At 49.5% G+C, this 12,210-nt stretch carries 10 protein-coding genes; 5 read left to right on the plus strand and 5 right to left on the minus strand.

Going from position 1 to position 12,210, the window contains the following annotated elements; all coding sequences use genetic code 11:
• Positions 1–322: 322 nt before the first annotated feature.
• Positions 323–1,783 carry an exosortase T gene (gene xrtT / locus PsAD46_RS07015; protein ID WP_063306468.1) on the plus strand — a complete coding sequence of 487 codons (1,461 nt, stop codon included), beginning with the start codon at positions 323–325 and terminating at the stop codon, positions 1,781–1,783.
• Positions 1,784–1,802: 19 nt separating this feature from the next.
• A complete protein-coding gene (locus PsAD46_RS07020; protein ID WP_063306469.1) occupies positions 1,803–3,995 on the plus strand; it encodes a VIT and VWA domain-containing protein in 2,193 nt (730 codons plus the stop codon).
• Positions 3,996–4,046: 51 nt separating this feature from the next.
• On the opposite strand, the gene PsAD46_RS07025 is transcribed toward PsAD46_RS07020, so the two are convergent.
• The 5 genes from PsAD46_RS07025 to PsAD46_RS07045 form a co-directional block, all read right to left on the minus strand.
• On the minus strand, positions 4,047–5,000 hold the full coding sequence (locus PsAD46_RS07025) for a branched-chain amino acid ABC transporter permease (RefSeq protein WP_063306470.1): 954 nt from the start codon (positions 4,998–5,000) through the stop codon (positions 4,047–4,049).
• Positions 5,000–5,887 carry a branched-chain amino acid ABC transporter permease gene (locus PsAD46_RS07030; protein WP_063306471.1) on the minus strand — a complete coding sequence of 296 codons (888 nt, stop codon included), beginning with the start codon at positions 5,885–5,887 and terminating at the stop codon, positions 5,000–5,002. Before PsAD46_RS07030 ends, PsAD46_RS07025 begins: the two co-directional genes overlap by 1 nt.
• Complete coding sequence (locus PsAD46_RS07035) at positions 5,884–6,609, minus strand: ABC transporter ATP-binding protein (protein ID WP_063293620.1); 726 nt, start codon at positions 6,607–6,609, stop codon at positions 5,884–5,886. The genes PsAD46_RS07030 and PsAD46_RS07035 overlap by 4 nt, the downstream gene beginning before the upstream one ends.
• A complete protein-coding gene (locus PsAD46_RS07040) occupies positions 6,602–7,378 on the minus strand; it encodes an ABC transporter ATP-binding protein (protein WP_063306472.1) in 777 nt (258 codons plus the stop codon). The genes PsAD46_RS07035 and PsAD46_RS07040 overlap by 8 nt, the downstream gene beginning before the upstream one ends.
• Positions 7,379–7,493: 115 nt before the next feature.
• Entirely contained in the window at positions 7,494–8,699 is a 1,206-nt protein-coding gene (locus PsAD46_RS07045) for an ABC transporter substrate-binding protein (RefSeq protein WP_063306473.1), read from the minus strand.
• Between the two features lie 346 nt (positions 8,700–9,045).
• On the opposite strand from PsAD46_RS07045, the gene PsAD46_RS07050 reads away from it, so the two are divergent.
• From PsAD46_RS07050 to PsAD46_RS07060, 3 genes are all read left to right on the plus strand, one after another.
• Positions 9,046–9,714, plus strand: coding sequence for an XRE family transcriptional regulator (locus PsAD46_RS07050; protein ID WP_063288913.1), 669 nt, complete (start codon positions 9,046–9,048; stop codon positions 9,712–9,714).
• A 54-nt stretch (positions 9,715–9,768) separates the two neighbouring features.
• Entirely contained in the window at positions 9,769–10,893 is a 1,125-nt protein-coding gene (locus tag PsAD46_RS07055) for a cupin domain-containing protein (protein ID WP_063306474.1), read from the plus strand.
• A 161-nt stretch (positions 10,894–11,054) separates the two neighbouring features.
• A complete protein-coding gene (locus PsAD46_RS07060; RefSeq protein WP_193776922.1) occupies positions 11,055–12,155 on the plus strand; it encodes an aminotransferase class V-fold PLP-dependent enzyme in 1,101 nt (366 codons plus the stop codon).
• Positions 12,156–12,210: the final 55 nt, after the last annotated feature.

Below are 12,210 nucleotides of genomic sequence, written 5' to 3' on the forward strand. Positions count from 1 at the left end.
TTCTCAGCTGCAGCGCTGGCGGTCCGTGTGTTGTGCCCCATTGTTCACTCCTAATCTCATGATCATGAGCCAAAACACTCCCTTATTCAAATTAACCGATCTGTCCATAAGGCTTCGATGGGGAACACTTTTCAAGGCTAAAACCCTGTACATCTGGCCCAGTACCTTCACCGAAAACGCCCTTAAATGAGGCTGGAAGATCATAAACGCAGCTGCAGAGAAGAAAGGCTGCGACAGGCTTGTGCCTTTGGCTGAATGAAATGCTGAAAATCTGCACAGATGGTGAGTAGGGTCTGCAAATCAGGTTGGCACAACGGTTTGCATGACAAAGACTCTTGCAAATCATCGCGTGACAGCTTTTGGGTTTGGGCTCGCCTCCGCCATTCTGGCTTTTGAGCCTGCGCTATGGCTGGTGCGAACATGGTTTGATCCCTCTTATTCATCCTCCGGCGCTGTCTATCTGGTCGCGGTCGCGGGCTTATTGCTCTGGTCGCTGTCGAGCCCCATGGACCATTCCGCTAATCATCACCGCCAAACTGCAGCTTTGCTTCTTGTTGCTTCCGCTTTCATTCGGCTGATCAGTCAGGTGTTTGCAATCAATGTTATTGGCGGGTTGGCTCTGGCTTTTGATATCTTCGCGATTGCCACGCTTTTGAGGGTAGGGGAGCGCAAGCGTGCACTCTCTCCATTATGGCTCTCAGCGCTTTTCCTGTTCTCCCTGCCTGTTGAGCGGATTGTTCAAAGGCTATTGGGTTACCCATTGCAGGAACTGTCTGCGAAAGCGTCTTGTTTTCTTCTCAGCGGTGTCTCTGAGAACCTTTCCTGCAATGGCGTGCGGCTGACACTTGAAGGCAAAGAGGTACTGGTTGATTTGCCTTGTTCTGGCACGTCCAGCCTTATGCTCAGCTTGGCATTTATTGTGGTGTTGAATGCCATCTATCGCCCACGCTTAAGTGTCGCTCTGCTTTGGGTCGGTATTACGCTTGTTCTCAGCATCTTAGGCAACTCTCTTCGCATCAGCACGTTAGCACTTGGCATCGCCTATCCGCATTGGCTTCTTGATGTAAACGTGATGATGGAACCATGGCATAGCGTGATTGGGTACATCACTCTTGCTCTCACCCTTCTGCCAATCCTGAGGCTGTATCGGCCTAAGGCACGCATGTTCGTTGCTTCTTCTCATGCGGATGAAGGTCCCGAGCTGCCTAAGTCACTTCAAAAATATCTGGCTCTCGCCTTTGTTGGTCTTGCTGTTGTTGTTGTCAGCCTGCCCCGACAGGCTGTTGATGTGGTGAGAGCAACTACACTCCCTGTTTTGCCTTTGTTTTTGAATGGGCAGTCCGGTCAGGACATTCCATTACTTCCTGTCGAACAACAGTATCTCGAAGCGTATGGAGGGTATGCAGTCAAAAAGCGCTATGGAGAGCATGCGCTTACTCTTGTGCATACCAGCTCCCCGCTTCGCCATCTTCATGCGCCGGATGACTGCTTGCGCGGCCTGGGTTACCGGGTTGAGTTTCTTGGGTCTCGTTTTGAGGCAATGCCTTCAGCGCTGTATCGGGCGACTGCAGAAAACGGCCAGCAATGGCAGGTCTCCGTCTCTTTTTTCTCTGATGGCGGGCATGTCACCAACAACGTGGCCGAAGCGATTTGGATTTGGTTGCAAAAACCGTCGCTCTCTTGGACCAGCATTCAGCGCGTTTCGCCATGGCAGGCTGCACTTTCCAACCAAAACCAGTTTGAGGCCGCGGTTTTTGCTGCCCTTGATTTCCCCAGGACCTAAAATTTAGAGGATATTCTTGATGTTTGAGACAACGCGCTTTCTCTCTTTGCTTTTGATTTTTGTAGTCAGCACGAGCTCCGATGCTGGTGCCGAGCAGCCAGACCCACTGGGAAAGAAGGCGGGCACAATTGTCGCCATGTTAGATGGACAACAGGTTGAGTTGCCCTTGCTCTCTGCGCACTACGATGTGGATGTAGTTGGAGATATCGCCCAGGTTACGCTTTCACAGACATTCCTCAATCCCAATGATGTGCCGCTCCATGCAACCTATCTGTTTCCCCTAAATCAAAAGGCTGCCGTGCATGCCATGGAGATGGAGTTGGAAGGGCAGCGGATCGTCGCGCAAATCAAAGAAAAACAAGAAGCTAATGCCGTATTCAAGCAAGCGAAGGCAGAGGGGAAAGCAGCATCTCTGCTGACACAGCACCGACCAAACATGTTCACCCAGGATATCGCCAACTTGATGCCGGGTAAGTCAGTGACCGTGCACCTGCAATATGTGCAGTCAGTGCCGAAGTTGGATGGGGCTTATGAACTGGTTGTTCCCATGGTGGTTGGGCCGCGATACGAAGGAGCAACCGAGCCCGCCCAGCAGGGCAAGCCAGATGCGATGTCTGGCAGTGATGAAGTTGCCGTCGTTTCCGGCTGGGAAATTGATCGGTTACCGACATATCCTCAGGTGTTAGGCGTTTCAACATCCGAGGCTATCGATAGTCGGCGGATCTCCCTGGATATGTCCATGACCGCAACTCTGCCTATATCCGGCCTTTGGAGCTCAACACATAAGTTGAGCATTTCCGGAGATGAAAACAAAAAACAGGCGACTTTTGAGAAAGCTAGGGAGGTTGACAATAAAGACTTTGTCTTGCGTTACGAACTGGCCGCTGAGACGAGTGTGACTGCCGGTTTAGACAGTTACTACGAGGAAGAAAAAGGGGGCTTCTTTTCGTTGCTCATCGAGCCGCCTAAAGTTCCGGCAGAAGCGACTATTGGTAAAAGAGAGCTGGTGTTTGTGTTGGACACCTCTGGCTCCATGGGGGGAGCTCCGATAGCTGCAAGCAAAGCCTTTATGCGTGCCGCGATTAATAATCTACGCCCTGATGATTACTTTCGGATCCTTCGGTTTGCAAATGAGACAACTGCATTTGAAGAGCAGTCCTTAATTGCAAGCGAGCATAACAAACAGGCAGGGCTTGAGTATGTTTCCAGTCTTTATGCTGGTGGCGGTACAGAACTGAATGCAGCGCTCAATGCTGCGTTTGGTACGCAACAACCTAAAGACACAACGCGCATCGTTGTTTTCCTGACAGACGGCTACATAGGCAATGAGCGCAATGTAATCCAAACGGTTGCCAATCGCATTGGAAACGCACGTCTTTATGCGTTTGGAGTGGGGTCGTCCGTCAATCGCTTCCTGCTTGAGGCGCTGGCAACAGAGGGACGGGGATATGCACGCTACGTTGAGGCTGACGAGAGCTTCCATGAGACTGCAGAGGCCTTTGCAAAAGACTTGAAAACGCCTGTGCTGACCGATGTCTCAATTGATTGGAACGGATTAGAAGTTGAAGAGCAAAGCCCGACAAAGCTGCCTGATTTGTTCGAAGGGCGCGCACTTCGAATTCTGGGGCGCTATCAAAAAAGTGGAAAGCACACCATTTTCATAAGTGGCTTAGTGAATGGAAAGGCAGCTCGCATGCCGCTGGAGATTGATCTGTCAGGGAGAACTCAGCAACAGAGCCCAGAAAAAAAAGCGCTTCCAATCATCTGGGCGCGTGAGCAGATTTTTGCAAAAAATCGAGCATATACGATTGGAGGCGGTTCAAATCAGGCCTTAAAAAACGAGATTATTAAGCTTGGTCTGGATCATTCTCTGCAAACCCGCTTCACTTCGTTCATTGCGGTTTCTGAGGGCCCCGTAAATCATGCCCCAGAAAATGCAGTTTCAGCGTCGGTCCCAATGCCGCAAGTTTCTGGAGTAACGACAAAAGCCTATCCAAACCTTAGTGGAAGTTCAGCGCCAGAACCGGAAGGGATTATGGGGCTCTTGATCGTGATTATGGGTCTTGTCGCGCGCTTCCGCCAAAACCTTGTCAGCATGGTTCGGACAATACGTTGCTCCATTACTCGAACAGGTCAACGCTCCATTCCTCTGGAGGGCCTGGATCGCTCACTGCCTTATAAACTCCGCCGGGATGGTTGGTGGCTGGATTGAACTAAAATCCGGGGCTCATAGCGGAATATGGTGCCTTCTGCCTCCAGCAAGCTAAGAGCGTCTCAACTGGTCCAGTTTTGGCGCTCTTTCTGGTAGCAAGCCAGAGCGATATCGTTGCAGAACGAACTGCAGGAATAGGCCAATAAGCAGCATGCGCATGTAGGAGGATCGGGTTGCCCATTCTGAGGGGAGGAAGCCTGTTAGGATTTCTGTCATTGACCAGATCGCCCAAACGATCAGCGCTCCCGCGATAGCCCCTTTATTGTTTCCACTTCCGCCTGCGATCAACATCACCCAGGCAAGAAACGTTATCAGGATTGGCTCAGTTGCGTCTGGGCTGAAGTACTTGAAATAGTGCGCACTCAACGCTCCAGCCAACGCCATAAATATGGCACCAATCACAAACGTTTGCGTGCGGAAAGAGTGAGTGTCCTTGCCGATGGATTCAGCTGCGTCTTCATTGTCGCGGATCGCTCGCAAAACCCGGCCCCACGGACTTTTGTGGAGGCGCTGAGAAATGAAATAAGTCAGCAATACAATTATCCAAACGAAAAGAACGAAGACAATTTCGGCTGTTTGCCCTTTGAACACCCCTTCAAAGGGACGGGGTATGTTGGAAACTCCCAAACTCCCGTTGGTCAACCACTCCTCATTTACGATGACAAGTCGGATGATCTCTGCAATTCCAATTGTTGCCATGGCGAGGTAATCGCTTTTGAGAGAAACGCAAAGCCGTGCAATGCCCCAGCCAACAAGACCTGCAATGACAGCTGCAACGGCCATACCTACAAAAATGGGTTGCTGAAATCCCCCAACATTGTTTGATGCTGCCGTGGAAGTGATAATAGCTGCTGAGTATGCGCCGATAGCGTAAAAGCCAGCAATCCCGGCATTAAACAGGCCGCCAAACCCCCATTGGATGTTAAGCGCCAGGCAAATCACAGCATAAATGCCAGCCATGGTGAGGAAGGAAACGAAATAGAAGAACAGACCTGTGAGTTCCATCAAAGTACCCTTCCTTTTAGTAGGCCTTGCGGACGGAACAACAACAGCGCCAACATGATGATAAAGGCGATTGCGCTCTTATAACTGGGCGAGATGATCTCTATTTCCATGATCGGGAACGTACAAATCTCTTCTGCAACGCCGATTATCAAGCCTCCCAGCATAGCTCCTAAGGGGCGGCCAATTCCGCCCAACAAAGCTGCTGCAAACATAGGTAACAGCAAGTTCCAACCCAGGTTTGTATGGATGTCCGTATCCAACCCCACAAACACACCACCAATGGCAGCAAGGCCACCTCCAATTAGCCAAGTCCATCGAATAATTTTTTCCGTATCCAGTCCGGCAATCCTTGCCAGTTCTGGGTCATCTGCAACCGCTCGCATGGATTTTCCTGTTTTAGAATACGAGAGGAAGAAATGCAGCGTGATGGCAATAACGACTGTAAACGCGATGATTTGCATATGCCGAAGAGCGATGCGGAAACTATCAAAAAAGACCAGCGGTTTTTGAAAGCCGACCACATAGACTTGAGAGTCCGTGCCCCACAATAACTGGATGGCTGAACGCAAAATAAGAGCAACCCCAAAGGATGCGATGACAGTGTAGATGCTGGGTAGATCTCTCAGTGGTTTATAGAAGGCCTTATCCAAAAACACTGCCACCAGAGCCGTCCCGACAACGGCAATCGGAATAGCTGCAAGTGCTGGAACACCAAGTGTCCAAACAGCAGTTAGTGCGATGTAAGCGCCAGTTGTCATCAAGTCGCCATGAGCAAAGTGTGCAAAGCGCAGAATGCCAAAAATCATCGAAATCCCGACAGCGCCCAATGCATAAATGCTGCCAAGAGTTATGCCTGGTATGAGGTAATAGTTGATGAAATCAATCATGCTGGCAGCCCTCCGCCGAGAAATGCATGCCGGACCTCATCATTAGCCAGAAGGTTTTTGCCCGTATCCGTATATCCGTTCTTGCCGTTCACCAGCACATATCCAATGTCCGCAATGCGCAACGCCTGTTTGGCGTTTTGCTCTACCAACAACACGGAGATACCGGTCTCCCTGATCTTCAGGATCATATCAAAGATCCGTTCCAGATATGCAGGCGACAAACCGGCTGTCGGCTCGTCCAACAGCAGCAGCTTTGGATCACTCATCATTGCTCTTCCGATGGCAACCATTTGCCGTTGACCTCCGGAAAGCTGCCCCGCTGGCTGGTTTAGCTTTTCACGAAGGTCAGGAAACAGCGTCAGGATCATATCTAATGTTGAAGCTGGATTTTTCGGTGGTGCTGCATAAGTTCCAACCTGCAAGTTTTCACGCACTGTCAGGTTTGCGAAGACATTGCTGGTCTGTGGAACAGCCGAAATGCCCATAGGGACGAGGTCTGCCGTTTTGACGCCGACAATCGAACGCCCCATGAACTCCACGGAGCCAGAAAAATATTTATTGAGCGCAAAGATTGATTTCAGCAAAGTGGACTTGCCAGCCCCATTTGGTCCCACAATTACCACTATTCCTTTCAAATCAACGCACAGATCAACGCAATGAATAATAGGCGTTGCGCCATAGCCTGTAGTCAGGTTTTGGATGTTCAAAATTGGGTCAGGCATGGACATCCTCATACTTGCCACCACCGAAGTAAGCTTCCACCACGCGTTCGTCACGTTTGATTTCTTCGATGGTTCCTGTTGTTAAAACAGTGGCTTGCGCTAGTACGACAACCTCGTCGCAAAGCCGCGAGACGTAGTCCAGGTCATGTTCGATCAGGCAGAAAGTGTAACCGAAGTCGTCATTCAGCTGTTGGATCTTCACAGCGATCTTACTGAGCAGGCTGCGGTTTACGCCGGCGCCGATCTCATCCAGCAAGATGATTTTTGGTGTCTGCATCAAGGTTCTGCCAAGTTCCAGCAGCTTTTTTTGCCCGCCAGAAAGGTTTCCTGCCAGCTCATCCTGCAGCTTCTCAATCTCCAGAAAACGCAGTGTTTCCATAGCCTTATCGTAGGCCGCATGCTCTTGCTTGTAAAAGACGGAGGGGCGGAAGATTGCATTGAGTACATTTTCTCCGATAGAGCCATCCGCTGCGACCATCAGATTCTCAACCACAGTCATGCGTGAGAATTCGTGCGCCAATTGGAAAGTCCGATAAAGCCCTTTGCTCTGACGCTTATGCGCTGGCAAGGCAGTAATGTCTTCTCCATCAAGAAAAATTTGCCCACTGCTTGGTTGCAGTAGACCGGCTATCATATTGAAAACAGTAGTCTTACCCGCTCCATTTGGCCCGATGACTCCCGTAATTTGGCCAGTTGGAATTGAAAATGAGCAGTTGTGAACGGCGGTTAATCCACCAAATCGTTTTGATACATTCTCAAGCTGGATCATTTGTATTCCCAAAATCTCATTGACCGCGCCGCCATGACACGGTCCAACATGACCAGGCTCAGAAGAGCCCGGTCATTATTCGGTAAAATTCAACCTTTTGTGGTAGAGGTTTGAACTAATTGAAGATTTTGGTTTGCTTGTAGCTGTCGCCTTCAACTATATACTTGCCGATATAACCTGCGACATCTCCATTCTCATCAAACTCGTGGGCCCCAGAAACGCCCTCGTAATTGATGTCTTTGCCCGCAGAGATCAACTCACGGGCTTTCGCCCATTCTCCCGGGCCAACAATCTCCCCTGGTGCATTCGCAACTGAACGAAGCGCATTTTTTACAGCGGCACGATCGGTTGAACCCGCTTGTTGAATTGCCAACGCAATCAACATGGTAGCGTCATAGGCCTGATCTACAAATGGCTTGTCAGATCCGCCGCCAAATGTCTCGTCAAACCGGGCATGGAACGCTTCTGTAGCTGAATTTGAGCTCGGGGAACTGGGTGAGGTAAAGAAGGAGCTGGCAAGAGCTTCTGCACCAATTTGCTGAATTAAGATGTCATCCCGCAGACCGTCTGTACCAATGAACTTCTCGAAGAAGCCATTTTCCAATGATTGCTTGACGATCTTCGCGCCACTGCCCGCTGCATAAGCGATGACGACAAGTGCATCAGCACCGCTGGAAGCCAGGGTCGCCAACTCACCTCGGTATGAGTTTTTCTTGTCTTCATGCTTGGAGGATTTGGTCACGACCCCACCCAGCTTCTCGTATTCAACCTTAAAGGTGTTGCCTATGCCCACACCGTAATCATTGTTAACATATGTAATTGCAACCTTTTTAAAGCCTTCCTCCAAAACAGCACGTGCGAGCACTTTACCCTGATAGTTGTCGCTTGGAACAATGCGATAGACATAGTCGTTGTCTTCCAAATTGGTCATACTTGGTGCTGTCGCTGTTGGGGAAACCTGAAGCACGCCATTTGGAATAGCAACCGCATTTGCCGCAGCAATGGTTGCGCCAGAAGACAGTGCTCCCATGATTGCAACAACGTTCTCAATGTTTACCAGTTTACCTGCAGCATCAACCGATGGCTGTGCAGATGCTTGACTGTCCGCAACAACAAGCTTCATGGTTTGCCCGTCCAACAAACCGCCGCCTTTGTTCACGTCTGCCTCTGCCAGTTTTGCCCCGTTGAGGATTGGTGGAATAAAGTTGGCAAGAGGCCCCGTCACGCCCATCAATGCCCCAACTTTAATATCTTCGGCCCAAGCCGAACCTGCAAATGTTATGCATGCTGCTGTCGTCAGCATCAAAAGAGTCTTATTCATAAATCCCTCCCATTGCATTGCACCGTCGGAAGGCTTTGGCCTCATTGATTTCAGCTATCTCCTCCAATATCGGAGATTCTTACTGCTACAAACGGCGTAATACGTAAAAACACTTGCATATGCGCAAGATGCTGTCAATCACCTCTCCAGAAGTGCAAGTGTCCTCACAGTCAGCTGTTTTCCTGTTTTGATGGTAGGGAGATATCATCAGAAGTCACTCACTTGTTCTGACATCTGAGCCAGATACTATTTCATATTTCAATTATGAAATTCTCTTGCGCTAATGAAATTAGTCATTCTATTGTGTGGCACAACACTTATATGCACGAACAAACAAGTAATCTAAATGAGCGAGGCGTTATCTATTTTGCGACGTGAAACAAATAATACGGCAGCGATCTCTCGGAAGCCTACGAACGCGAAGAGGCAAGAGAAACTGCACATTGGCGAGCGCGTGAAAACCTTCCGCAAAGCATTGCAGTTATCACTCAGTGAGCTCTCTATACAGACTGGGATTTCAGAGGCGACATTGTCCCGTGTGGAGAATGATCAAACGCTGATGAGTGCTGCCAATCTTTATGTTTTGTCGCAAGCTCTCAATGTAGATATGTCTGCATTTTTTGAAAACCCGGCAAGTCCGGCTCGCAGTGGCATTCGCAGCATTACGCGCAAAGGGCAGGGCGTTTTTCTGGAAACAGAACGCTATAGTGCGCAGGTGTTGAGTAACGACATCACCAACAAAATGATGAACCCAGCCATTGATATTGTAGCAGGGCGAACTCTGGAAGAGGTTGGCGGATTGCATGCTCATCCAGGTGAAGAGTTTTTGATTGTGCTGGAGGGAAACTTGCATTTGCATTCAGAACACTATGCCCCTCTGCTTCTAGAGGCAGAAGACTCCATCTATTTCGATAGCTCAATGAAGCATGCTTACGTTTGTGCTGGTGATACTCCGGCGCGTATTTTGGTAATCGCGACGATTGATGCCACGCACATCAAAAGTGAGGGTGAATAAGCACCACGCGTTCAATTTTATTTATCACATTTGAAATTCTGGGAGGGACGTCAAGTGGCACAGTTAGAAACCAAGACAGATCATATTGCATCTGCTGAAATACGGTTGCCAACCAACGATTTAAAGGAGGACTTGCCGTTTTTCAGCAAGATGCTCGGTATGAAGCTGGATATGATTTTCCCAGCTGATAATCCTGCTATTGCGGTGATGTCTGGTCACGGTCTTCGGGTGCGCCTAGAAAAGGGTGCATCAGAACAACCAGGAACACTGCGTTTGCTATGCAAAGAGCCTGCTGATTTTGCTGAAGGGCAAACCGAACTGATCGCGCCAAATGGCACTAAGATTGAGATTGTTGACGCCTCTCCTGCGCTGGAAATGCCCAAAACCCAGCACTCTTTCATTGTCAGGCATATGATTGACAATGATCCGTGGGTGATTGGCCGTGCTGGTATGCAGTATCGTGACCTGATCCCGGATCGTCTGGGTGGCAGTATTATTGCCTCTCACATCCGCATTCCAGATGCAGGTCCTGTTCCAGATATGGTGCATTATCATACCGTTGGGTTTCAGTTGATTTTTTGCTATCGCGGCTGGGTCCGGCTTGTTTATGAAGATCAAGGTGAACCTTTTATCCTCAAAGCTGGCGATTGTGTTATCCAACCTCCAGAGATCCGGCATCGTGTATTGGAATCCTCCGGTGAGCTTGAGGTGATCGAAATTGGCGTTCCAGCAGAACATATCACCAGCATTGATCACGAGATGGACTTGCCGAATGGAACTGTGAACCCAGAGCGTGAGTTTCAGGGGCAAAAATTTGTTCATCATCAATTAGATAGCGCCATATGGCAGCCCCATCGCCTTGATGGCTTTGAATGCAGAGATACAGGCATTGGTTTAGCAACAAAACAGGTTGCCAATGTGCAAGTTGCCCGTGCAACGACGGGGCCAACTGGGGCTGTTACCAGCCACACCTCGGATATCTTGTTCTCTTTTGTCATGGAAGGCAGCGTTACCCTGGTCAATGAAGAGGGCAAAGCCCATCAACTGAAAGCTGGAGATGCGTTTGTCATACCGCCAACGATGAAAACATCTCTGCTGAATGGTTCTGATGATCTCGAGATTCTGGAAGTCTCGTTGCCGGGAGGCTTTGAGACCAAGCTTCACGACGTTACCTTTTAAACGGCTTCGCTGCCTCCATGCATCCTATTGTGAAGATTGGAAATTCAGTGAATTATCAAGATATTATAGCGCTTGACGATAGTGACCCGCTCAAACACTGCAAGGAGTTGTTTGAAGAACGGCCTGGCGTCATACATTTAGACGCGAACTCTCTAGGATCTATGCCAAAGTCAGTTCCCGTGCACCTTGCGCAGGTGTTTCAAAGTGAATGGGCAGATGAACGCAGTGCAAGTTGGGCAGCGGCCAATTGGATGGCCCGGCCTATGCAAATTGGTGCTGCGATAAGTCGTTTAATTGGCGCTGCTCCAGAAGATACGCTTGCCTACGACAATACCACGCTAAACCTGTTCAAGTTGCTGACGGATGCGCTGAAGCTTAACCCGGATCGCCAGGTGATTTTGAGCGAGAAGACCACATTCCCTACCAACCTTCACGTAGCGCAAGGCCTGGAGAACGCACACAGCGACCAGCTGAAAGTGGCCTATGCGGACCCTGAGTTGGACATTCTCGACGCCATCACTGAGGATGTTGCAGTCGTTTATCTGTCACAAGTGGATTACCGCTCTGGTCGCCGTTTCAATATAGAGCAAATCAACGCCAAAGCCCGTTCTGTGGGCGCATTAACACTTTGGGATCTTTCTCATTCTGCGGGTGCTATTCCGCTGGATGTTGAGGGTACACAAACAGATTTTGCGGTTGGATGTGGTTATAAGTATTTGTGTGGCGGTCCCGGTGGTCCTGCATGGTTATACATCAACAAAAAGCAACAGAATAAGATTTGGCCGGAGATCTCTGGTTGGATCGGTCATGCAGATACATTTTCATTTTCTGAGCAGTTTGAACCAGCTGAAGGTGTTCTGCGCCACATGACCGGATCTCCGCAGGTGATCGCAAATGAGATTTTTTGGTGTGCTGCAGAGATCTGGAACTCGGTTGACCCGCGTCAGGTTTGGGCCAAGCATCGTTCTTTGAGTGAAACACTGGTTACGCTAATCAAAGAACAATGCGGTGATTTTGGTGTCCAACTTGCGTCCCCTGAAAATTACGATGAACGCGGCGGACATGTATGCGTTTGCATTCCGGGAGATGGGAGCAAAATCGTTGAAGCGCTTAAGAAGAAGAACATAACCTCTTCTTTCCGTTCTCCGAATGCAGTGAGATTTGGTCTGTCACCGCTCTATCATTCGCACGCAGATATGTGGGAGGCAACACAACAACTTCGTGCTGTTCTGGAAGAGCAGGCAATGGCTACGCAAGCCTGATTCGTAAGAGGGGCGCTTCTGCGAGACGACAAACTCGTTGAATGCAGCTCTCCTT

The organism is Pseudovibrio sp. Ad46 (assembly GCF_001623065.1).
Taxonomy (GTDB): Bacteria; Pseudomonadota; Alphaproteobacteria; order Rhizobiales; family Stappiaceae; genus Pseudovibrio.